This is a genomic window from Nonomuraea sp. NPDC049714, assembly GCF_044465295.1.
In the GTDB taxonomy this organism is placed as follows: domain Bacteria; phylum Actinomycetota; class Actinomycetes; order Streptosporangiales; family Streptosporangiaceae; genus Nonomuraea.
Genome location: NZ_JBITLM010000003.1, coordinates 122,806 through 145,801, shown reverse-complemented (window position 1 = coordinate 145,801; position 22,996 = coordinate 122,806). Strand labels below are relative to the sequence as shown.

Here is a 22,996-nt window from a genome sequence, read left to right as displayed (position 1 = left end):
AGGCGGCTGCCGTGTTCTGTCTGCGGGATCCGAAACATCGGTGAATACAGGCGAAAAGAACGAACCGGGGGACGACATGAAAGCTTTTGTGATGAAGGAGATCGGGCGTGTCGGTCTCATGGAGAAACCTGTTCCGGAGCCGGGCCCGCTCGATGCCGTCGTGCAGACGACGGTGGCACTGATCTGTACGTCCGACTCTCACACCGTCAAGGGCGGCATCGGCCCCCGGGAGAACTTGACCCTCGGGCACGAGGCGGTCGGCGTGGTGCGTGACGTGGGAAGCGAGGTGAAGGTATTCCGGCCCGGTGATCGCGTTCTTGTGGGTGCGATCACTCCTGATTGGTCCGACCTCGCCTCGCAGAACGGGCACCCTTCTCAGTCGCGCGGGCCGCTGGGCGGATTCAGGTTCGCCAACTCCAAGGACGGGGTGTTCGCCGAATTTTTCCATGTGAACGACGCTGACGCCAATTTGGCGAAGATCCCCGATGAGGTTCCCGATGAGAAGGCGGTCTACTGTGCCGACATGCTCTCGACCGGATTCATGGGAGCGGAGAACGGAAACATCCCGATGGGCGGTGCCGTGGCTGTGCTCGCCCAGGGGCCGGTTGGGCTCATGGCCACCGCAGGGGCCAGACTGCGCGGCGCCGGCCTTGTCATCGGGGTCGAATCGGTCCCCAGCCGGCAGGCTCTCGCCCGCACTTATGGCGCCGACGAAATCGTGGACTTCACTGCCGTGGACGTCGTCGAACGGGTCCACGAATTGACCCAGGGGCAGGGCGTGGACACCGCCATCGAGGCACTCGGCGCGGACGCGACCTTCCAGACGGCCATCAAGATAACCAAGCCGGGGGGAACGATCTCCAACACCGGCTATTACGGAGAAGGCGAATTCGTGCACATCCCCCGTGTCGAATGGGGAGTAGGGATGGCCGACAAGACGATCGCCACCGGCCTGTGTCCAGGAGGCCGGCTGCGCATGGAACGGCTGCTGCGCATGCTCGTGACGGCACGGCTCGACCCCACCCACATGACGACCCATACCTTCCGCTTCGACGAGATGGAACGGGCCTTCGAGGTTGCGGACAAGAAGCTCGAAGATGTCGTGAAGGTCCTGATCACCTTCTAGGGCGCTGGTGCGGAGTCATCGCCAGGGAGCAGTGCCTCCGCCGGCGCCCATCCGGAAAGAGTTCGGCAATGCTTGATACCGATCCACCCTTTCGCCCGGTCCGCCGCAAGGAGGGCTATCTGCCGCTGGAGGACCTGGGTTTCATCGGAGACGGCGAGACGGCGGCGCTGATCGGCCTGGACGGTTCGATCCCGTGGCTGTGCCTTCCTCGCTTCGACAGCGAACCGCTGGTGTGCGGTCTGCTGGACCACGCGCGGGGCGGGCACTTCACGCTTACCGTGGAGGACCTGCTGGAGGCGCGCCAATTCTACGAGCCCGACACCGCCGTGCTGGTGACCGAGCTGCGAGGTCCGGCCGGCCTGGTCAGGATCACCGACGCGCTGGCCCTGCGCGCCGGGGCCGACCTCAGTGATGACGCGGGGGCGGGCCGGGCCGAGCTCGTGCGTTCCGCCGTCGTCCTGAGCGGGACCGCGCGCCTGCGGGCGGAGCTGGAGCCGCGCGGCGGCGGACAGGCCCGAGCTCTGGGCAGCGGCCTGGAAGTACGGGCTTCGCGGCGGCCGGATCTGCGCCTGCATCTGCGGTCCAACCGACAGCTGACCAGCCCGCGCACCGTGCATGACCTGGAACAGGGCGACCGGCTCGATCTGGTGCTGTCTTGGGGGCGTATCCACCGCCACCACCGGTTCGCCCCCGAGGCGATGCTGCGGGACACCGCCGACGCGTGGCGCCGTTGGATGACGAAGTGCAGCTACGACGGTCCGGAGGCAGCGCTGGTCCGGCGCGCCGTGATCACCTTGAAACTGTGCGACGACTGGGTGAACGGGTCGCTGGTCGCGGCCCCGACCTCGTCGTTGCCCGCCCCGATCGGCGGGGTACGCAATTGGGACTACCGCTACACCTGGATCCGGGACGCGGCCTATGCCGTGTTCGCGCTGCGCCGCGTCGGTTTCGGCGAGGAGGCCGACGCCTTCCTCGGCTGGGTCCTGGACGCCTTCGAGCAAAGCCGTGGTCCTCGGATCATGTACACCCTGGGCGGCGAGCCCGTACCCGAGGAGATTCAGGACACCGAGCTGGAGGGCTACCGGCGCTCGGCTCCGGTGCGCTGGGGTAACGGCGCGGCCGATCAGCGCCAGCACGACGTGTACGGCGAGGTGCTGGACTGCGCCGACCAGTGGCTGCTCCCCGGTCGTGAGCTCCAGCCCCCGCTGTGGTCCCGCCTGGCGGAGCTGGCCGATGCCGCCGCGAGCACGTGGCGGCAGCCGGACCAGGGCATCTGGGAAGTACGCAGTGAGGGCAGGGTCTTCACCTTCTCGGCGGGGATGTGCCAGGTCACCCTCGATCGGGCTGCGGCGATCGGCGAACGTCTCGGCATGCCAGGACAGGCTGCGACATGGCGCGCAGAAGCCGAGAAGCTGCGCCGGATCATCCTCGACCAGTCCTGGGACGAGAAGGCGCAGTGCCTGAGCGAGCATCTCGACGGCGGCGGCAGCCTCGACGCCAGCCTGCTCGCGCTCCCGCTGCGGAAGGTCATCCCGGCCGACCACCCTCGGATGGCCGCCACCACCGCCGCCATCGCCGAACGGCTGTCCGCCGGTGACGGCCTGCTCTACCGGTACCTGCACGATCGCTCACCCGACGGCCTGCCCGGCGATGAAGGAGCCTTCCTGCTGTGCAGCTTCTGGCTGGTCGACAACCTGATCCTGCAAGGCGAGCTCGAACGGGCCGAGGACCTGTACACGTCACTGTGCGCCCGCGCCAGCCCGCTCGGACTGCTGCCGGAGCAGATCGATCCATCGACGGGCAGGTTCATGGGCAACTTCCCGCAGGCGTTCAGCCACATCGGGATCATCGCCAGCGGCGTCAACCTCGCGCGAGCGAAAGCAGGTACCACGACATGATCGACCGGCTCGTCGTCATCGGTGCCACCGGCGACCTCAACGCCCGCTACCTGCTACCGGCCCTGGCCGCCCTGCACGCGGCCGGACACCTCGCCGACCGGTTCGAGCCCACCTGCGCCGACCGGCGGGACTGGACCGACGAGGAGTTCCGCCGCTGGGCGTCCGCCCAGCTCGACCAGCACGCCGCGACGGAGCCCACCGAGGTCAGGAAAGCGATCGCCGACTCCGTCCGATACCGGCGGGTGGACGCCACCGACGCCACCGACGTCGCCTCGCTCGTCGCCGGGGACGGGCCCGTCGCCGTCTACCTCGCCCTCCCGCCGGCGATCTTCCCCGGTGCGGTCGCCGCCCTCGGGGCCGCGAACCTGCCGCCCGGCAGCCGGATCGTGCTGGAGAAGCCGTTCGGCGAAGACCTCGACAGCGCGGTGGAGCTGAACCGGCTACTGACAGGGGTCGTGCCCGAGCAGGCGGTGTTCCGCGTCGACCACTTCCTGGCCATGACGACCGTCCAGAACGTGCTCGGCAGCCGATTGGCCAACCGCGTACTGGAGCCCATCTGGAACAGCTCCCACATCTCCGAAGTGGAGATCGTCTGGAACGAGACCCTGGCCCTGGAAGGCCGGGCGGGCTACTACGACGGGACCGGGGCGCTCAAGGACATGGTGCAGAACCACCTGCTCCAGGTGCTGTGCCTGGTAGCCATGGAACCACCGTTCAGCCTCGGCGAGCGCGACCTGCGCGACCGGAAGATGGACGTGCTGCGCTCGGTACGCCCGCTCACGGACGACGACGTCGTACGCCGCACCCGCCGTGCCCGTTACCTGGCCGGCCGCATCGGCGATCGTGACGTTCCCGCGTACGCCGAGGAGGACGGCGTGGACCCGCACCGCCGCACCGAAACCTTCGCCGAGGTAGAGCTGGACCTCGAAAGCTGGCGCTGGTCCGGCACGACCTTCCGGCTCCGCACCGGCAAGGCGCTCGGCCATGACCGCAAAGAGGTCGCAGTACGCTTCCGGCCCGTACCGCACCTGCCCTTCGGCTTCGACGAGGAAGCCGCGCCCAACGTGCTGCGCTTCGGGCTGGAGCCGGAGAGCATGTCCTTGTCGCTGACCGGCATCGGCGCCGGCGCCCACACCCTCGCCCCGCTCACCCTCGCCGCGCGGACGGCGGCCCCCGAACTGCCTGCCTACGGCCGGCTGCTGCTGGACGTGCTGCACGGGAATGCCGCCCTGTCCATCCGCGGCGACGAGGCCGAGGAGTCCTGGCGGGTCCTCGCACCGGTCATGTCGGCCTGGTCCAGAGACCTTGTCCCCCTTGAGGAGTACCCGGCCGGATCCGACGGGCCTACCTCGGTGAGGGGCGGCTGATGCCATCGACGGAGCGTGGCACGGGCGGCCTGCGTAGCCAGGCCTGGTGGGACAACGCGGGCAATCCGGAGATGACAGCCCTATACCTCGAACGCTTCCTCAACTTCGGGCTGACCCCGGCCGAGCTCCAGTCCGGCCGGCCGATCATCGGCATCGCCCAGACGGGTAGCGACCTCGTTCCCTGCAACCGTCACCACCTCGCCCTGGCCGACCGGGTGAGGGACGGGATCCGCGACGGCGGTGGCATACCGCTCGAGTTTCCCGTCCATCCGCTGCAGGAGACCGGTAAACGCCCGACCGCCGCGCTGGATCGCAATCTCGCCTACCTCGGGCTGGTCGAGGTGCTCTACGGCTATCCCCTCGACGGTGTCGTCCTGACGACCGGCTGTGACAAGACCACGCCCGCGTGCCTGGCCGCGGCGGCGACGGTGAACATCCCGGCGATCGTCCTGTCCGGCGGGCCGATGCTCAACGGCTATCACCAGGGCGAGCGGATGGCCGCGTCGGGCTCGGGGCTGGTGATCTGGCAGTCGAAGCGGCTGCTGGCCACCGGGGAGATCGACTACGCCGAGTTCTCGGCGCGCGTGGCCGCTTCCGCGCCCAGCATCGGTCACTGCAACACGATGGGCACCGCGCTGTCGATGAACAGCCTGGCCGAGGCCCTGGGCATGTCCCTGCCATACTGCGCGGCGATCCCGGCCCCCTACCGCCGGCGAGCGCAGATGGCCTACGACACAGGCCGCCGAGCGGTGGATCTCGTACGCGAGGACCTCACCCCGCGCAAGATCATGACCTTGCGGGCCTTCGAGAACGCGATCGTGGTCGCCTCGGCCATCGCCGCCTCCACCAACGTGCCCATCCACATCAACGCCATCGCGCGACACGTCGGGGTGCCACTGTCCATCCAGGACTGGCAACGCGTCGGAGCCGACATCCCGGTACTGGCGAACGTCGCCCCCGCCGGTGAGTTCCTCGGCGAGGACTTCTACCGCGCCGGCGGAGTGCCCGCCGTCATGCGGTCGTTGCTGACCGCCGGGCGCCTGCACGGCGACGCCGTGACCGTCTCCGGCCGTACCGTGGCCGAGAACCTGGCCGACGCCCCGCCCGGCGACCCGACGGTCATCCGTCCCTTCGACGAGCCTCTCGCCGCGCGCGGCGGGCTGCTCGTCATGACGGGCAACCTGTTCGGCTCCGCGGTCATGAAGACCTCGGTCCTCACCGACGACCTCCGCGCGGTGTCCGAGTATCGCGCCGTCGTCTTCGACGGGCCCGAGGACTACCACGCCCGCATCGACGATCCCGGCCTGGGCCTGGACGAGGACTGCATCCTCGTCATCCGCTACACCGGGCCGATCGGTTATCCGGGTTCGGCCGAGGTCGTGAACATGGAGGTCCCCGCCGCGTTGATCCGGCGAGGCATCACCACGTTGCCCACGCTCGGTGACGGCCGCCAGAGCGGCACCTCGGACGCGCCGTCGATCCTCAACGCCAGCCCCGAGGCCGCGGCCGGCGGCAATCTCGCCATCCTGCGGACCGGTGACCGCATTCGCATCGACCTGGACAACGCGCGCGTCGACGTCCTGCTGCCGGACGAGGAGATCGCCGAGCGGTGGGCCGACCACACACCGCCGGTATTCGACAACCAGACACCGTGGCAGGAGATCTACCGCTCCACGGTCGGGCAACTGGACAGCGGAGGCTGCTTGGAGCTTGCCTTGGCCTATCAGGATCTCGTACACACCAAGGGGCTTCCCCGTGACTCGCACTGACGCCAGAGGCACCATCATGATCGCCGACTCCGACTTCGGCGATGTGGACATCGAACGTGCGATCGTCGAAGGCGCCGGATTCGAGCTCCTCGCCGCACAGTGCAAGAGCGAGGACGAGGTGATCGAAAAGGGCCGGGACGTCGATGGCGTGCTGACTCAGTACGCTCGGGTCGGGTCCCGCGCCATCGACGCGTTCACCCGGTGCCGGGTGATCGCTCGCTACGGCACGGGCGTGGACATCGTCGACGTCGACGCCGCGACCCGGCGGGGAATCCAGGTCACGAACGCGCCGAACGACTGGTGCGCCGAGGAGGTCGCCGACCACGCCGTCGCGCTCTGGCTCGGCGCCGCCCGCAAGATCTGCGCCTACGACCAGGCGACCCGGCAGGGCGTATGGCGGTGGCAGAGCGGGGAGCCGATCTGGCGGCTGCGGGGACGGGTGTTCGGGCTGCTGTCCTTCGGCTTCATCGCACAGCTCATCGCCGAACGCGCCAGAGGGTTCGGCGTCGAGGTCTGGGCGCACGACCCGTTCCTCGACGAGTCCGAGATCCGATCGCGTCACGTGCGGCCGGTGTCCTTCGACCAGCTCGTGGAAGGCTCCGACTACCTCGTGATCCAGGCGCCGCTCACCCCCGGGACACACCACACCTTCGACCGTACGACGCTCCGCAGGATGAAGCCGGCCGCCATCCTCGTCAACACCGCTCGCGGCCCGATCGTCGAGGATGCGGCGATCTACCAGGCACTCACCGAGGGATGGATCGCCGGCGCAGCACTGGACGACCTTGAGGAGGAGCCCGCGAAGCAGCGCGACTGGCGCCCCAGCAACCCCCTGTTCACCCTGCCCAACGTGATCGTCACTCCCCACGCCGCCTACTACTCCGAGCAGGCCATCACAACAGTGCGGCGCATCGCCGCAGAAGAGGCTGTACGGGTCCTGACCGGGCAACCTGCCCGCAGTCCGGTCAACGACGTGACAGCCGACCATCCCTGAGGGACCCGGGTAGCGGGCGGGGCATCCTCGGCTGGAGGCATTCATGGGATCCATATGGTGCGAAGCATGAACCAGTTGTTCATCATACGGAACAATAACGCCCCTGTCTACGATCGATTGAGGCCGCCCCAATTGGCGCCGGCGGGCTGGAAAGTCGGGGATCTGTCCTGATCATGGCCGCGTGCGTGTTCCAGGGGCGATGAGGCCGGTGACCTGGCTCCCCAGGGGCCCGAGTGCGACGCGCGACACCACGCCATGGACCGATGTTCGCCATATGAAGTTATATATTGCATCGCGAACTTTGATCGATTCAGTTGCCTCACGCCCATCCGACGAGGCCCGACGAGGGCGGGTGAGATGGGGCGTTGACCTGCATGGCCATCGCACGCTCTCACCGACGGTCCAGCCGTCGCGATCGCCTCGGAGCGACGACGTTCGAGCCGGCCGGGCGCGCCGCGAAGCTGCTCCGCTCTTCGAGTAGGACGGTCGAGACCTCACGCCGCGCTCACGGCTGAGCGGCTCGGCGTGAACCGGACAGACCTCCTACGAATGTGCCGGGCTTCCATGGGCGGCCGGGGCGTTCGAACGCCCGTGTCCCGACGCCACCATGGGCCGACGCCTCTCCTGGCAGGTGATCGTCCTCATCGCCGGCGCGGTGCTCCCTCTTACCGTCCAGCGCCGTTGGAGTTGACGGTCGCTGCTGGTCGGCCCCGCCGTAGCAGGGATGAAGGCATATGAGGGACTTTCTGTGTTCGCGATATGCAACCCTCTTTTCGTCATACGGAAGGGTGGTCGGGGTTTTGTTCACCTTCTCGTCGGCAACGCCCACAGGTGCTCACATCCGTGGTTATGTGCTCGGAGAGGTCCGCGACATCGAGGTGAAACTTGCTCTTGACGTTGATGTCCCGTCACTTTATGTTCGTATTCCGAGCAGCGAGATCGTGAAATGAACATCGTACGGAACCTCGTGGAGATGTGATGAGGAGCGACCCCCAGCTAGAAGCCGACGGTGGCGACAGTGAGTTAGCCGTTGCGGACGCGGACAGAGGTCCGACCCCGCGATCGTGTGCCGCTCACCCACGCTCGTCCCGGTCGCCGCGCCGGACCCCGGCGGGCACGATGTCGAGGCTGCGATGGCCCTGATCGGGACGACCGCGACCCGCTCACCCGGCGGCCGGTCAGGAAGAGCCGGTGGACCTCGGCCGCGAAGACCGTCGGACGGCATCCTCGAGCACCTCGAGTAGAAGTACATCGCGTTGACCGTCCCTTGAGGTGATGGCCTCGGCGCGACAACGCACTAGAGCGCAAGGAGTCACCGATGAAGGCAGGGCTTCTCCATTACGGCAGATTGCTGCTGTCGTCGTTCATCCTTTTCATCGTCGTCATCACGGTTCTGTTCTTCCTGCTCGAACTCGCGCCCGGCGACCCGGTCCAGGCTCTGGTCGGCGACGTGCCGCTCACGGAGGAGTTCCGTGAGCGCATCATGGCGGCCTACGGCCTGGACAAGCCGCTCTGGGAGCGTTACCTGATCTACCTCGGCAACGTGCTCCAAGGCGACCTCGGATACTCGTTCGCCACCAACGCCGAGCCGGTCCTGGACATCATCCTCAGTCGTGCGGGCAACACGCTCGCCATCGCGGTGCCCTCCTTCATCCTGTCCACGCTGGGCGGGATCGTGCTGGGATCGATCGCGGCGCGCACGCGGAAGCGCTGGCTCGACGGCGGCATCTCGGGCGTCGCAGTCGGTCTGTTCTCCATCCCGAACTTCTGGTTCGGCATGCTGCTGATCATGGTGTTCTCGATCACGCTCGGCTGGCTGCCGACGCATGGCAAGAGCCCGTACGGCCAGCCGGGCATCTACTGGGAGTACATGGTGCTACCGATCATCACGATGGCCACCACCGAGCTGGCGTACAAGGCCCGGATCGCGCGTTCGGCGGTGATCGAGTCGCTGGGTCAGGACTACATCGACACGGCGCGGTCGAAGGGACTGTCGTCGCGGCGGGTGCTGTGGCGGCACGCGCTGCCGAACGGGCTGCTGCCGCTGGTCACGGTCTCGGGCTACAGCCTGGGATTCATCCTGGCCGGCTCCGTGCTCGTCGAGCGGGTGTTCGGCTGGCCGGGGATGGGGTTGCTGTTCGTCGACGCCATCGAACGGAAGAACAACATGGTCGTGCTCGGTATCACGATCATGCTCACCATCACGATCATCATCGTCAACATCATCACTGACGTGATCTACGGGATCGTCGACCCCCGGCTCCGCGCCCGGTTCGCGCCCAAGCAGGAGGTGACGACATGACGCAGCAGCAGACCCCACAGGAGGCGCTCACGACGGGGCCGTCCGGGCCGGCGCCGAACGCGCGCACCGCCCCGCTCGCCGCGCGGGAACGGTCCCATGGCGGGCAGGGCGCGGCCTGGCGCGCGTTCTTCCGCCGGCCCTCCACCCTGGTCTTCCTCCCGCTCGTGATCATCTTGGTGCTTGTCGCGGCGATCGGTCCGTTCTTCGTGACCGATCCGGTCGCGACCAGCTTCCCGAAGCTGCTCCCGCCCAGCGCGGAGCACCCGTTCGGAACCGACATGCTCGGCCGCGACTACCTCGCGCGAGTCGTCTACGGCGGACAGATCTCGCTGCTGGTGGGCTTCAGCGTCGCCGTGCTGTGCATGACGTTCGGACTGATCGTCGGCGGCCTGGCGGGATACTTCGGCGGCTGGATCGACACCGCCATGGTCAAGATCGCCGAGTTCTTCCAGGTGCTCCCCGGCCTCGTGCTCGCCTTGGTCGCGGCGGCGGTGCTCGGTTCGAACATCGTCATCGTCGGCGCGCTCCTGGCGATCACGATGTGGCCCGGCGTCGGCCGCATCGTGCGGGCCGAGGCGATGCGGATCTCGAAGCTCGGTTACGTCGAGTCGCAGAAGGCGGCCGGTTTCCACAGCATCCGCATCCTCTGGTCCGATGTGATCCCGAACGCCATGCCCCCCGTGCTCGTGGCCACGACCATGACCGTGGGACGCGCGATCCTGATCGAGTCCGGTCTGGCGTACATCGGGGTCGGCGACCCGAGCAACCCGAGCTGGGGCGGACTGCTCAACGAGGCACAGTCCTACATGCGGGACAGCTGGTGGCTCGCCCTCCTGCCCGGAACCTGCATCTTCCTCGTCGTGCTCGCCGTCAACATGCTCGGCGACGCGCTCAACGACGCGTTCAACCCGACGATCGGGAGGGTCAAGTGAACGCTCCGGCGCATGCTCCTCAAGACGATGAACCGCTCGTCTCGGTGGAAGGGCTCCACGTCGTGCTTCCGACGGGGGAGCGCAGCGAAGTCGAGGCGGTCCGGCGCGTGGACCTGGTGATCAGGGACGGTGAGCGCGTCGGTGTCGTCGGAGAGTCCGGATCGGGGAAGTCCGTCACGGGACGATCCATCGCCGGACTGCTGCCGACCTCACCTCGGGTCCGGGTGACCGGATCGATCCGCATCTCGGGGCAGGAGATGGTCGGCGCGCCGCCTGAGGCGTGGGACGAGATCAGGCGCAGCCGCGTGGGCATGATCTTCCAGGACCCGCTGACGTTCCTGAACCCGACGATGCGGGTCGGCAAACAGGTCGCCGAATCCATCCCGCCGGGCCGGGAAGGGGATGGCTCCGCTCGGACTCGGGCGGTGCACCGGTTCCTGGAGCAGGCGGGCCTGGAGAAGCCCGAGGAGGTCGCTACCAGGTTTCCGCACGAACTGAGCGGCGGGATGCGCCAGCGCGTGCTGATCGCGATCGCGATCGCCAAGCTTCCTTCTCTGATCATCGCCGACGAGCCGACGACGGCCCTCGACGTCACCGTCCAGCAGCGCGTGCTGAAGACCCTCGACACCACGGTCTCCGACCTGGGCACCTCCCTGATGCTGATCTCGCACGACCTCGCCGTCGTCGCGAACATGACGGACCGCATCTACGTCATGTACGGCGGCCGCGTCGTCGAGGAGGGCGCCACCGAGCAGGTGCTGTACGAGCCACGGCACGCCTACACCCAAGCCCTGTTGCGCAGCGTGCGCAGCCTGACAGATGACGGTGTGGAGCTCTACTCCATACCGCCCGAGTTGCGGCGACAGCTCGCCGAGGAGGCCGTCGATGCTTCTTGAAGCCAAGAACGTCTCGAAGACCTTCCGGTCGGGACGGGGAACGGAGGCGGTGCGCGCCGTCTCGGGCGCCACGCTGCGCGCCCGGCCGGGCGATTTCGTGGCGATCGTGGGAGAGAGCGGCAGCGGCAAGAGCACGCTGGCTCGCATCCTTCTCGACCTGATCCCGCCCAGCTCCGGCGGTGTCGAACTGGACGGGGTGCCGATCTCGGCGATGACCAAGAAGGAGCGAATCCACTATCGGCGCCGCGTACAGGCGGTGCTGCAGGACCCCGCGGGGTCGCTGAACCCCCGCAAGCGCGTCGAGCAGACCGTCGGCGAGGTGATCCGGCTGCACCGCATCGCGACGACCCGCTCACAGGTGCGCGAGAAGACCCGCGAGGCGCTGCACCTGGTCGGCATGAACCCCGCCGAGGAATTCCTCGACCGCTACCCCCATGAACTCAGCGGCGGTCAGCGCCAGCGCGTGCTGATCGCCAGGGCGATCGCCCTGAATCCGCAGATCATCGTGGCGGACGAAGCCGTCTCCGCGCTCGACGCGTCGGTGAAGGCCGGAGTACTGCGGGTCATGGCCGACCTGAAGGACCGACTCGGCGTCGGCTACGTCTTCATCACCCACGACCTCCCGGTCGTGCGGAAGGTGGCCGACTACGTCTATGTCATGCGATCGGGCGAGATCGTCGAAGAGGGTGCCAAGGAGACCATCTTCGCCGAGCCGTCCCACCCCTACACCAAGACCCTGCTGGCAGCCGCACCGGTCCTGCACCAGGCGCGCTCCGAGCGGCAACGGGACATCACGGCACGCGAGGTATGACGACTCGTGCAGAAAGGCAGGAGACCGTGAACACGAAGAGGACAAGACGCGGCGGAGTGCTCGCCGCCCTGATGGCGAGCGTGCTCGCGATCAGCGGATGCGCCGCGGAGGGCGGCGGCGCGGAGAACAAGGTGTACGTGTACGCCGTCAACGGTGACCCCATGACCACGGGATTGAACGCTCAGTTGACCGGCGGTACGTATCCCATCCTGTTCAGCGCGCAGATCATGGACACCCTGATCTTCCTTTCGGACGACTACAAGATGTCGCCCGGACTGGCGAAGGAATGGCAGGTCAGCCCGGACGGGCTGGACCTTACGCTGCACATTCGCGAGGGCGTCAAGTGGCATGACGGCAAGCCGTTCACCGCCGAGGACGTGAAGTTCAACTTCGAGGAGATCGTCCCGCTGCAGACCTTCGGGGCGCTGCTCGCCAAGCGGATCAAGTCGGTCGAGATCACCGGCGGGTCCACCGTCGTGGTGCACCTCGACAAGCCCTACGGCCCGCTGCTGGAAACGGTCTCCCAGCAGTACATGCTGCCCAAGCACCTCTATGCCGGAACCGACTACGTCACCAACGAGGCGAACAAGAAGCCGATCGGCACCGGCCCGATGAAGTACGGCTCCTACACCCCGGGCCAGGAGGTCGCGCTCGTCAAGAACCCTGACTACTGGGGCGAGAAGTCCCAGGTGGACCGAGCCGTCTACACGGTCATGGCCGACCCCAACAGCCGTGCGGAGGCGCTGATCGCCGGCGAGATCGATGGCGCCGTGCTGGACCCGTCGCAGCAGGGCCGGATCTCCACCGACGAGAACACCCAGTTGCTCACGCACGGGATGTTCCCGCAGATGGTGTCGATGATGTTCAACACGCAGAGCGAGTATCTCAAGGACCCGGCCGTCCGCGCCGCCCTGTTCGCGGCGCTCGATCGTGACGCCTTCGCGAAGACCGCGATGTCCGGGATCGGGAAGACCGCAACCGGATTCGTCCCGCCGTCGTTCGATTGGGCGGTCAACCCCGATGTCGACTTCGACAAGGACTTCCCACGCGATCTCGACGCGATCAACAAGGCCCTCGATGACGCCGGCTTCGAACGAGGGCCCGACGGCACGAGATTCACCCTGAACATTCTCTACATCTTCACGCTGACCGAGGTCGGCGCGACCGTCCAGATGGCGCAGTCGATGCTCAAGGATATCGGGATCGCCACCAAGCTCACCAGCGCGGGCGGCGCGGTCTACAGCGAGAAGCTGTACAAGAAGAGCGAATTCGATCTCGCCTTCGTGCGGATGACCACCGGGCCCGACCCGAGCCTCGGCATCGCCAACTGGTATCAGTGCAACAAGAAGAGAAACCCGGGCTCCAACCCCACCCACATCTGCGATCCGGAGATCGACGCCGCCGCTACCGGCGCGCTCGACACCAACGACAAGTCGAAGCGCGCCGAGGCACTCAAGAAGATGCAGGCCCGGGCGGCGGAGCTGATGTACTACGCGCCGCTCGCGTGGTTCAACGGCGCCTTCCCGACGATCAGCACCGCGCGTTGGCAGGGGCAGGACGCGCCGCGGGTGATGGCGGAACGCGTGCCCTGGTCCAAGATGACGCCGGCTCGGTAAGACGGACAGGAGCTCGTGCACATGCAGCGGAAGCTGAAGACGAAGAGGACAGGACGCGGCGGAGTGCTCGCGGCGGCCCTGATGGCGGGCGTGCTCACGATGAGCGCGTGCGCCGGAGAGAGCGCCGCGGACGGCACCGTGTACGTGCAGGCGGTCGGCGGCGACCCCATGACCCTGGGACTGAACGCGCAGTTCGTCAGCGCCCCGATCTCGCAGCTGTTCAGCTCGCAGATCATGGATCCGCTGATCCGGATCTCGGACGACTACAAGATCTCGCCCGGACTGGCGAAGGAATGGCAGGTCAGCCCGGACGGTCTGGACCTGACGCTGCAGCTTCGTGAGGGCGTCAAGTGGCATGACGGCAAGCCGTTCACCGCAGAGGACGTGAAGTTCAACTTCGAGGAGATCGTCCCGCTGCAGACCTTCGGGGCGCTGCTCGCCGAGCGGATCAAGTCGGTCGAGGTCACCGGCGCGTCCACCGTCGTGGTGCACCTCGACAAGCCCTACGGCCCGTTGCTGGAAACGGTCGCGCAGCAGTTCATGCTGCCCAAGCACGTCTACGCGGGCACCGACTACGTCACCAACGAGGCGAACAAGAAGCCGATCGGCACCGGTCCGATGAAGTTCGGCTCCTACACCCCGGGTCAGGAGGTCGTGCTCGTCAAGAACCCGGACTTCTGGGAGGGCGAGGTGCGGGTCGACCGCGCCGTCTTCACCGTCATGGCCGATCCCAACAGCCGTGCGGAGGCGCTGTTCGCCGGCGAGATCGACGAGGCCGTGCTGGACCCGTCGCAGCAGGCCCGGGTCTCCACCGACCCGAACGCCCAGCTGCTCACGCACGGGATGTTCCCCCAGGTGGTCATCATGATGCAGAACACGAAGAGCGAGTACCTCAAGGACCCGGCCGTGCGGGCCGCGGTGTTCGCGGCACTCGATCGCGATGCCATCGCGAAGACGGCGCTGTCGGGGCTGGGGACTGCCACCAACGCGTTCTTCCCGAAGACGCTGGACTGGGCGATCAACCCGGACATCGATTTCAGTCGGGACTTCCCGCGCGATCTCGACGCGATCAACAAGGCCCTCGACGAGGCCGGTTTCGAACGAGGGTCCGACGGCACCAGGTTCACCCTGAAGGCGCGCTACATCACCCCGCTGAGCGAGGTCGCCAAGACGGCCCAGATGGCGAAGTCCATGCTGGCGGAGGTCGGCATCGCCACCGAGCTCATCGGCACCTCGGGCGCGGTGTACAACGAGAAGATGTACACCGAGAGTGACTTCGACCTCTCGTTCTTGAGGACGAACCTCGGGGCCGATCCGAGCATCGGCATCACTCGCTGGTATGAGTGCAACGAGAAGAAGACGGCCGCGGCGAACCCGTCCGGCGTCTGCGATCCGGAGATCGACGCCGCCGCTGCCGCCGCGCTCAACACCAACGACAAGGCCAAGCGTGGCGAGGCGTTCAAGAAGATGCAGGCCAAGGCGAAGGAGCTGATGTTCTTCGCGCCGCTCGCGTGGTTCACCGGCTCCTTCTCGACGATCAGCACCGCGCGCTGGCAGGGGCACGACAAGCCGCAGGCGCCGCCGGAGCGTAAGGCCTGGTTGACGATGTCGCCGAAGCAGTGAGGCCGGCGCGATCCAGGTCACGGCGTCATCCGGTCTTCAGTTCCCGACCACCCGAGTGAAACGGAGCAACATGGTCTCGCCACTCTTCGATACCCACGCGCATTTGATCTCTGACGATTGGGATACGTACCGGCCCAAGGCCCTACGGCCCGATCTGCCGACTCCGAAGCGCACCGACTTCACCGTGACGGCCGAAGCGCTCATCGCGATGATGGACGAACACGGCGTCGCCGAGGCGTGTCTGGTGCAACGCGGCCATCTCTACGGATATGACAACAGCTATATCCTCGAATCGGCGCGGAAGTTTCCCGGTCGACTGCATCCGGTGGTCATCCTCGACCCTCAGGATCCGGCCACTCCCGATCGCTATCGCGAGATGGTCGGGAACGACCACGTCCGCGGATTCCGCATGGCGCATACCCGGCCGTGGATCCTGGACACCGCATGGCTGAGTTCGCCGCAGTCGATGGAGGTGTGGAAGACCTGCGCGGAGCTCGGGACGCCGATGACCTTGATCCTTTTCATGAAGCAGCTCCCGTACCTGTTGCCGCTCATCAAGATCATCGCGCGTCGGTTCCCCGAGCTGCCGATCCTGCTCGACCATGGCGGAATGCCCTTCGGGATGACGCAGTACGAGGTCCGGCTCGCCCAGGAAGCAGGCGAGGAGGTGCAGTTGCCGGGCCCGCCGCATTTCGGGATCGACCAGACGATCGAGATCTTCGACGACGTGCCGAACGTGCATTTCAAGATCACCGAGATCAACATGGAGCGACTGCTCGCGGAGGACGTGCGGCCGGCGCATATCGTTCGGCGGATGGTCGACAGCTTCGGCCCTGACCGCGTCATGTGGGGATCCGACGTAGGCCAGAGCATGCTCTGGAACTACACCGAGAAAGCGGCCATGGCTCGTGCGGCCGCCGACTTCCTGACAGCGGAAGAAGCGCGCAAGTTCCTCCACGACAACGCCGCCCGCGTCTATTCGGGGAACGACGGAAAAGAGGGACGATGATTCGGAGATTCGGCCCGCCTCGCGCCGCCAAGGACGTGGATCACGCGGTCGTCTATCGCCGCGACGGAGAGTTCTGCGCATGGCCTTATACGATGGGCTTCTGGGAGACGGCCTCGGGCGAATTCGTCGCCAATTTCATGTCGCTGGACGCCGATTACAGCGACCCCGCCAAGATCAGTCATGATCAGCTCGGTGAGCGCGGAGGCCGCGGGAGCCGGTTGGTCACGATGCGGTCGGCCGATCGCGGGCGCACGTGGGCGGATCCCGAGTTCGATGTCTATCCGCGTCCGACCGCGGCGCAGGAAGGCAGTCCCCGGGATCTCTCACCGTGGGGGCCGTTCGACTTCCTGGATCGCGACGTCCTGGTGGGCAACAGCAGCACCGATTTCGGTAAGCCGGAGAGCCGTTCCTTCGTTCGCGTCTCGACGGATGCGGGACACAGCTGGACGCCGTCCGTCGAGCTACCGCTCGACGGACTGCATTCGCTGTCGGCGATCAACTCGGCGACGGTACGACCCGACGGCCGCTGTCTGCTGTTCCTGACGCTGATCAGCGAGGACGGGTGGAACCGCCGGCCGCTGGTGTACGCCGGCACCGACGACGGCACAGAGTTCCATTTCCTGTCCTTCATCACGCCCAAGCAGGATCCCTTCGCGTCGGCGGAAGGGGACTGGAAGAGCACCTATCGCTTCGGCGGTCACCGCTGGTTCTATCCTCGCGGTGTGATGCTGCCGAGCGGCCGCATCCTGTGCACGCTGCGCTGCCAGCGCGATCCCACCGGAGTCATGTGGACGGAACTGTTCTCCAGCGACGACGGCGGCCTGACGTGGCAGTTCCTGTCACGGGTCAATGATTTCGGCGCGCCGGGCAGCCTGGTCGCGATGGCGGACGGACGGCTCGTCGTCGTCTACGGTTACCGCCTCAAGCCCTACGGCATTCGCGCCGTGGTGAGCGAGGACGAAGGCAAGAGCTGGGGTCCTGAGATCATCGTCCGCGATGACGGTGGCAGTTGGGATCTGGGGTATCCGAACGCCTTCGAGGCCGAGCCGGGCAGAATCGGGGCGATTTATTACTTCAACAGCCGCGACGATGCCGTACAGGCCAATGGCGGAGTCCGTCATATCGCGCAGAGCAGCTTTGTTCCGGAGTGAGAGGCAGGAGGAACAGGCGATGAAATGAGCAAGACGAGGCGGGGTGCTCGCCGCCGTGCCGGTCGTGGGCGCGTTCTCGACGCGCCCCGCTCCGGGAACGATGGGAGGGGCAGGGATGGATACGCAGGAGCAGAGGGCGATCGATGAGCTCGCGCGAGATGTCGCGCGGGTCGAGTCGCTTCGCGCCGTCAAGAACGTGCAGCGTGGCTACGCGCATCACAGTCAGTTCGGGCAGTGGCACGCGATGGTCGCGCTCTTCGCCGAGGACGGCACACTGCGGTGGGGCGACGAGACCGTGACCGGACGCGAGGCGATCAGGGCATGGCTTGATGCCCGTGCGGGGGATATGAACGGCCGCGCACCGGGCTCTCTCCACACCGAGGTCATCGACGAGCCGCTGGTGAACCTCTCCGTCGACGCACGCACGGCACGGGCCCGCTGGATGGCCATGCGCTTCCTCGGCGACGGCAAAGGAACGGCGCGCGTCGAAGGGGGGATCTATGAGAGCGACTACGTCCTTGAGGACGGGCGCTGGCTCATCGCGAGCATGCGTTACCATCCCCAGTTCGAAGGCGACTATCACGACGGCTGGGCCAACGTCGGCGGTCAGGATCTGCCGATCGTGCCGAAGCACTTCACCAGCGATGAGACGGGGATGCCGATCCCGGCGCCGATCGGCGACGCGCCGCGCAGTGGCGCGACCGTCGAAGAACTGGCGGGCAGGATCCGCCGGCTGAACGACGAGGACGCGATTCGTAACCTCCAGAACGCCTATGGCTACTACGTCGATCGCGGGATGTGGAGCGATGTGGTCGATCTCTTCGCCAAGGATGCGATCGTCGCGGTCGCCGGTGTGGGAGATTTCGCGGGACGCGCGGGCGTGCGCCGGGCCATGGAACGGATGGGGCCGGAGGGCCTCGCCCACGGCCGGCTCAATGAGCGTCTGATCTTCGATCTCATCGTCGAGGTGCTGCCCGGGGGCCGGGAGGCGCTCGGCCGGGGGATCGAGCTGGGTCTTCTGGGCGATGCGACGAAGCGTGCGGGCCTCTGGGAGTTCTCCGTGTTCCGCAACCGCTTCGTCAAGGAGGACGGGCTGTGGAAGCTGAAGGAGATATCGCTGACGCCGCTGCTTCGCGCCGACTATTTCGAGGGGTGGGGAAGCGGCGGTATCGCGCCGCTGGGCGGCCGCGACACGGAACGATCGTCCGCGCCGGACTTCGGCATACCAGCGTTTCTCGACGTGGCGCCCGTCGAGCGTGCGCTGTTCGGCGAAACGCCCCCGAGCCGGCTGGACCAGGCCCCGCTCGATCTGACCGACCTCGCGCGCCGGCTCGCGCGCTCCCGGGCATACGACGGAGTCGAGAACGTCTCGTCGGCCTACGGCTACTACCTCGACGATTTCGCCTGGTCCGACATGGCGGCGATCTTCGCGGTCAACGGCCACAAGCAGGCGCCTTTCGCGGGCTACTTCGTAGGTCGCGACCGGATCATCGGCGCGGCCAACGCAAGCTGGGGTCCGTCTCCCGCGCGCCGTAGCGCGATCTCCTTCCATTGGCGCACCCAGCCCGTGATCCATGTGTCGCACGACGGTCGGTCGGCGAACCTGCGCACCCGGCTGTTCCAGCCGCGCACATCGAAGGAACCGGGCAGTTCCTCGAAGGACTTCTACATGGGCGGCCTGCACTCCGGGATGTATCCCAACGATCAGGCCGTGCTGGAGGACGGCATCTGGCGGCTGTGGAGCCTGACCATCGATGAACACTACTTCGCGTCGCCCGACTGGAAGGGCGGCTGGGCGTCCGCGGTGGCTCGGCCGGAAGGTGAGCCACCCCCACCGCCGAGTCGCCTGCTGAGCACCTACCCGCCGGACATCCTGCTGACCGACCTGGGCCGGCGTCAGGAGGGATTCCGCGGGGGGACGGGCACGTTCGTCGAGTGGCCCGCCATTCTGCCGATGTGGTTCCACTACCGCAATCCGGTGAGCGGGCGCACGCCGGAGCATTTCTGGCCCGACTGCGTGCCGTGCGAGAAGCTTCCCGAGACCCGCATGACCGCGCACGGCTATCAGCAGCCGCCGAACGGACCTGAGATCGACGGGGTGGAACTCACCTAGAGACCTGCATGCTGGTCGGCGGGCCTTGATGGTCTGTTCGCACGGGTGGCGGGGCGCGAGCGCGCCGCCACCTCATGTGCTCCGATATGCCCGGAGAAACGCCCGCACTCCCTCGACGATGAGTGGGCGAACGCGGGGGTCCTCGGCGGCGTTCGCGGAGCCGAGCCTGTTGAGCGCGACCCCGAAGGTCAGCGCGATGAAGTGGTCGGCCGCGAGCCGCGCGTCAGGGGCGTCGAGCAGTCCGGCTCGGGTGAGGACGGCCAGCCGCTCACCCAGAGCTTCGTCGGGCGCGTTGGTCATGGGCTGGTCCTCCCTGTGCCGCAGGTGGCCGGGTTCGGCCCGGACCAGGCGCTGCAGCGTGGCGTACTCAGCTGAGCCGAGCATGTCGGTCGCGATCCGCATCGAGAACGTGACCAGGGCGCCCTCCAGCTCGGCGGCCTCGGTGAGCCCGGTGAGCGTGTCGTCGAGGGTGCGCCGGATCGTGGTGACGAGTGACTGGCCGATGGCTTGGACGACAGCCTGCAGCAGGGTCTGCTTGTCACCGAAGTAGTCGTAGACCGTGCGTGTGGACACGCCCGCCTGGGCGGCTACCGCGCCGATGCTCGACCGGTCGAAGCCGTCGGCGAGGAACAGCTCCCGGGCCGCCGAGAGGATGGCGGCCCGCTTCTGCGGGGAGCCATCACGCAGCGTCTTCGTGGTCGGCATGGACCGATCTTAGCCGAGCTACACTGCTTGCTGTAGCATTACTACACTGCATGATGTAGTGTAATCATCCCAGTCAGCCAGAGACACTCAGGCCGGCAAGCTCGGCGACCGCGATCGGGCTGATCACCGAGCTCTTCATGGGTGGCGGCATGGGACCGGCCTGGCCCTGCCGGCGGGCTGCCGTCAGGTGGCGACGAGCTGGTGGGTGATGCTGGGATCGCTGATCCCGGTGTCGTCCGCCAGCAGGAACGCCTTCGACAAGATGACCGACAACATGCCGCCGTCCTCCTCGAACGGCAGGAACACCGATGGGACGGAGCGGTCGCGGCCGGGGACGATGCAGAGGTAGGCGTCGTTCGGCTCCATCAGGATGTTGCCCGACCCCAGATGAATCCGGTAGGTGCGCAGTTGCCCGCGCACGCGCAGGAACCGGTCGGTCAGCTCCGCCCGGTCGGCGATCTTCAGCCGGGGCAGCAGCCGGGCCAGCGCGTCATGCCGGGTGCGAGCGGTCTCGCTCAGTTCGCCGAACCCGTACGACTGCCAGTAGCCGTCGTGCCCGGCCGCCGCCTGCTGGTCGAGCCCCAAAGACCCGACCCCCACGGCGAGGTCGGCGTCGCGCAGCAGTTCCGACAGCACCAGCGGCGGCACTTCGGTGAGCGGCGCGTCGCCGGGAAGATCCGCGTGGCGGAACCGGATCTCGTCGGTGGCGGCGCAGGAGGCCGTGCCCCAGGCGTCCTGCTGAGGGTCGGAGGCGACCTGCATGCCCCAGCTCGCCTGCCAGCCGGCGAGCGTCTTGACGGCCGCCCCCACGTCGCCGCCGCATTCGTAGTCCCAGTGACCGATCGACAACCCGCTCCAGCCGCGCTGCTCCAGCAGCGCCTTGGCCTGCCCGTAGCGCACGAAGTGGCCCTTGAAACGGTCGGAGTGGGTGCGGGTGCGCTCCTCGGCCGGGGTCAGCAGGTAGACCTCGCGGAACGCCTGCTTGAACGGCTGCCTGATCCCCCGCTCCAGCAGGTGGTCGCGCCAGCCGCGCACCCCCTCGGCGCCCTCCTGGATGGGGTGCCACAACCGGACGGGCGTGTCTGCGCCCGGACGCACGGATCTGCCGCTCGCCTCGGCCAGCGCCCAGCCGCCATCGCTCCTGGCCGGCAGCCCGGCGAACCCGTCGGGGAGCCGCCAGATGAGGGCGCGGGTGTAGGGGCCGGTGACCGGATGGTCGAAGAAGTACTGCTCGGCCTCCTGCCAGGACAGCTCGCGTTCGACGATGAGCATCTGCTCCAGGCGCAGCCGCTCGGCGGCCTGCGTGCGTTTGAGGTCTTTCAGCGTGGCCTTGAGATCGGCGAGCACCGGATCCTTGCGGATGGACTGGGGCGCCGACTTGACGACGCGCCCCGACGCGTTGACGAACCGCAGCACCGGCCCGTCGACGTCGAGCCGGACGACGCAGTCGCCGGCCTGCTCCTCCCGGACCCCGTCGGGGCCGAGTCCGAAGGCCGGGACCGTCCGGTCGACGAGCTGTTCGTGGCTCAGCCCCTCATGCACGGCCACCGCGTCGAGGGCCTCGGACGCCTTCGCCAGCAGGGCCCGTCTGCGCACCTTGGCTCGCACGCGCGCGAGCACGCCCACCGTGTCGAGGCCGCCCCGCTTGGCCAGCACGTTCAGTGCGGCGTTGGCCAGTTTCTCGTTGCGGCAGACGGCGGCGCCGCCGGTGCCGTTGCGCCCGATGCCGCAGTTGGTGGCGACGTCGCCGAGCAGCGTGGACACCCAGGGCGCGTCGATCACCTCGCAGGTCCACAGCATGCCGCGCAGCGGGAGGGCGGTGTGGCGGGCGAGGAAGACCCTGCCGCCGGGCTCGCGACTCTCGCGGTGGGTGGCCACGCGGGAGAGGATCTCGCGCAGCACCGCCACGCCGTCGTCGGTGAGCAGCGTGCGGACCTTGGCGAGCCAGGTTTCGCTGGGCTTGTTGGCCTTGGCCTTGCACCAGTGTTTCAGCAGCGGGAGCACGGCGGGGTGGGTCAGCCGGGCGGCGTACTTCCCTGCCATGGCACGGGCGAGGGGGTCGCCGTCCCAGACCAGGCTGCGCACGACCCCGGCCGGCCCGTGCTCCGGGGGCTCGGTCAGGACGCGCTCCAGGTCCTTGCGCAGCGCGGCCCGGCCCGGGCTGCGGTGGGCCGGGTGCCACGGCGGCGCGTCACCAAGGATCTGGCGGCGCTCGGAGTATCCGAGCGTCGCGATGGCGGCCAGCGGAATCCGGTACAGCTCGGCGTGGCCGGTGTGACCGCAACACGACAGCGCGTCGGCGATCTCCCACAGGAAGCGCGTGTCCTCGAACGTCCAGGGGATGTCGCCGTCGGCCACCTCGCGCACCAGCCGGAGCACCTCCTCGGGGTGCTCGTGGCCGCCCTTGTCGCCCAGGCTGAGCAGTAGTTGCGCCCATACGCCGAACGCCCTGCGCCCGGCCTCGTCGGCGCCGGGCCGCCCGCCCGCGTCGTACAGGTCGAACAGCTCATGTGGCAGCCCCTCGACGCGGTGGCCGAGCAGGTAGCCGTAAGACCGGGGGAAGTTGTCAAGGACGCCCATGTCAGCCTCCGGCCCGCGGCACGAGGCGGGCGATCTCGCGCGCCGGGCTCGCGTCGGACCGAGCGGGAAGAGGGATCTCGACTGAGCGCCTGCCGGCGGCGCTC

At 67.6% G+C, this 22,996-nt stretch carries 16 protein-coding genes; 14 read left to right on the top strand and 2 right to left on the bottom strand.

Annotated features, from left to right (window positions below; all coding sequences use genetic code 11):
* The first annotated feature begins 76 nt into the window (after positions 1-76).
* From ACIBQX_RS13980 to ACIBQX_RS13915, 14 genes are all read left to right on the top strand, one after another.
* Complete coding sequence (locus ACIBQX_RS13980) at positions 77-1,126, top strand: NAD(P)-dependent alcohol dehydrogenase (protein WP_397004173.1); 1,050 nt, start codon at positions 77-79, stop codon at positions 1,124-1,126.
* 68 nt (positions 1,127-1,194) lie between these two features.
* Positions 1,195-3,024, top strand: coding sequence for a glycoside hydrolase family 15 protein (locus tag ACIBQX_RS13975; protein ID WP_397004171.1), 1,830 nt, complete (start codon positions 1,195-1,197; stop codon positions 3,022-3,024).
* Positions 3,021-4,391 (top strand): glucose-6-phosphate dehydrogenase, encoded by a 1,371-nt coding sequence (locus tag ACIBQX_RS13970; RefSeq protein ID WP_397004169.1) that lies wholly within the window; start codon positions 3,021-3,023, stop codon positions 4,389-4,391. Before ACIBQX_RS13975 ends, ACIBQX_RS13970 begins: the two co-directional genes overlap by 4 nt.
* Entirely contained in the window at positions 4,391-6,160 is a 1,770-nt protein-coding gene (locus ACIBQX_RS13965; RefSeq protein WP_397004167.1) for an IlvD/Edd family dehydratase, read from the top strand. The genes ACIBQX_RS13970 and ACIBQX_RS13965 overlap by 1 nt, the downstream gene beginning before the upstream one ends.
* A complete protein-coding gene (locus ACIBQX_RS13960) occupies positions 6,147-7,154 on the top strand; it encodes a C-terminal binding protein (RefSeq protein ID WP_397004165.1) in 1,008 nt (335 codons plus the stop codon). Before ACIBQX_RS13965 ends, ACIBQX_RS13960 begins: the two co-directional genes overlap by 14 nt.
* Positions 7,155-8,472: 1,318 nt before the next feature.
* Positions 8,473-9,456 (top strand): ABC transporter permease, encoded by a 984-nt coding sequence (locus tag ACIBQX_RS13955; RefSeq protein WP_397004163.1) that lies wholly within the window; start codon positions 8,473-8,475, stop codon positions 9,454-9,456.
* Positions 9,453-10,388, top strand: coding sequence for an ABC transporter permease (locus ACIBQX_RS13950; protein ID WP_397004161.1), 936 nt, complete (start codon positions 9,453-9,455; stop codon positions 10,386-10,388). Before ACIBQX_RS13955 ends, ACIBQX_RS13950 begins: the two co-directional genes overlap by 4 nt.
* A gap of 62 nt (positions 10,389-10,450) precedes the next feature.
* A complete protein-coding gene (locus tag ACIBQX_RS13945; protein ID WP_397004159.1) occupies positions 10,451-11,284 on the top strand; it encodes an ABC transporter ATP-binding protein in 834 nt (277 codons plus the stop codon).
* On the top strand, positions 11,274-12,095 hold the full coding sequence (locus ACIBQX_RS13940) for an ATP-binding cassette domain-containing protein (protein ID WP_397004157.1): 822 nt from the start codon (positions 11,274-11,276) through the stop codon (positions 12,093-12,095). The genes ACIBQX_RS13945 and ACIBQX_RS13940 overlap by 11 nt, the downstream gene beginning before the upstream one ends.
* Before the next feature lie 26 nt (positions 12,096-12,121).
* On the top strand, positions 12,122-13,711 hold the full coding sequence (locus ACIBQX_RS13935; RefSeq protein ID WP_397004155.1) for an ABC transporter substrate-binding protein: 1,590 nt from the start codon (positions 12,122-12,124) through the stop codon (positions 13,709-13,711).
* Positions 13,712-13,732: 21 nt separating this feature from the next.
* The gene (locus ACIBQX_RS13930; RefSeq protein ID WP_397004153.1) at positions 13,733-15,334 is read left to right on the top strand and encodes an ABC transporter substrate-binding protein; all 1,602 of its coding nucleotides are present in this window, start codon (positions 13,733-13,735) and stop codon (positions 15,332-15,334) included.
* Between the two features lie 70 nt (positions 15,335-15,404).
* The gene (locus tag ACIBQX_RS13925; protein WP_397004151.1) at positions 15,405-16,343 is read left to right on the top strand and encodes an amidohydrolase family protein; all 939 of its coding nucleotides are present in this window, start codon (positions 15,405-15,407) and stop codon (positions 16,341-16,343) included.
* On the top strand, positions 16,340-17,494 hold the full coding sequence (locus tag ACIBQX_RS13920) for a sialidase family protein (RefSeq protein WP_397004149.1): 1,155 nt from the start codon (positions 16,340-16,342) through the stop codon (positions 17,492-17,494). The genes ACIBQX_RS13925 and ACIBQX_RS13920 overlap by 4 nt, the downstream gene beginning before the upstream one ends.
* Positions 17,495-17,609: 115 nt before the next feature.
* Entirely contained in the window at positions 17,610-19,607 is a 1,998-nt protein-coding gene (locus tag ACIBQX_RS13915; protein WP_397004147.1) for a nuclear transport factor 2 family protein, read from the top strand.
* Between the two features lie 72 nt (positions 19,608-19,679).
* On the opposite strand, the gene ACIBQX_RS13910 is transcribed toward ACIBQX_RS13915, so the two are convergent.
* Together ACIBQX_RS13910 and ACIBQX_RS13905 are read right to left on the bottom strand one after the other, a co-directional pair.
* Positions 19,680-20,312, bottom strand: a complete 633-nt coding sequence (locus ACIBQX_RS13910; protein ID WP_397004145.1) for a TetR/AcrR family transcriptional regulator — start codon at positions 20,310-20,312, stop codon at positions 19,680-19,682.
* 183 nt (positions 20,313-20,495) lie between these two features.
* Complete coding sequence (locus ACIBQX_RS13905; RefSeq protein ID WP_397004143.1) at positions 20,496-22,892, bottom strand: DUF4132 domain-containing protein; 2,397 nt, start codon at positions 22,890-22,892, stop codon at positions 20,496-20,498.
* Between the last annotated feature and the right edge of the window lie 104 nt (positions 22,893-22,996).

Excerpts from the sequence above, each read along its gene's own strand:
- ACIBQX_RS13915 (WP_397004147.1), top strand. The coding sequence starts at position 17,610 with ATGGATACGCAGGAGCAGAGGGCGATCGATGAGCTCGCGCGAGATGTC.
- ACIBQX_RS13980 (WP_397004173.1), top strand. The coding sequence starts at position 77 with ATGAAAGCTTTTGTGATGAAGGAGATCGGGCGTGTCGGTCTCATGGAG.
- ACIBQX_RS13975 (WP_397004171.1), top strand. The coding sequence starts at position 1,195 with ATGCTTGATACCGATCCACCCTTTCGCCCGGTCCGCCGCAAGGAGGGC.
- ACIBQX_RS13955 (WP_397004163.1), top strand. The coding sequence starts at position 8,473 with ATGAAGGCAGGGCTTCTCCATTACGGCAGATTGCTGCTGTCGTCGTTC.
- ACIBQX_RS13970 (WP_397004169.1), top strand. The coding sequence starts at position 3,021 with ATGATCGACCGGCTCGTCGTCATCGGTGCCACCGGCGACCTCAACGCC.
- ACIBQX_RS13965 (WP_397004167.1), top strand. The coding sequence starts at position 4,391 with ATGCCATCGACGGAGCGTGGCACGGGCGGCCTGCGTAGCCAGGCCTGG.
- ACIBQX_RS13925 (WP_397004151.1), top strand. The coding sequence starts at position 15,405 with ATGGTCTCGCCACTCTTCGATACCCACGCGCATTTGATCTCTGACGAT.
- ACIBQX_RS13930 (WP_397004153.1), top strand. The coding sequence starts at position 13,733 with ATGCAGCGGAAGCTGAAGACGAAGAGGACAGGACGCGGCGGAGTGCTC.
- ACIBQX_RS13950 (WP_397004161.1), top strand. The coding sequence starts at position 9,453 with ATGACGCAGCAGCAGACCCCACAGGAGGCGCTCACGACGGGGCCGTCC.
- ACIBQX_RS13940 (WP_397004157.1), top strand. The coding sequence starts at position 11,274 with ATGCTTCTTGAAGCCAAGAACGTCTCGAAGACCTTCCGGTCGGGACGG.
- ACIBQX_RS13905 (WP_397004143.1), bottom strand. The coding sequence starts at position 22,892 with ATGGGCGTCCTTGACAACTTCCCCCGGTCTTACGGCTACCTGCTCGGC.
- ACIBQX_RS13920 (WP_397004149.1), top strand. The coding sequence starts at position 16,340 with ATGATTCGGAGATTCGGCCCGCCTCGCGCCGCCAAGGACGTGGATCAC.
- ACIBQX_RS13910 (WP_397004145.1), bottom strand. The coding sequence starts at position 20,312 with ATGCCGACCACGAAGACGCTGCGTGATGGCTCCCCGCAGAAGCGGGCC.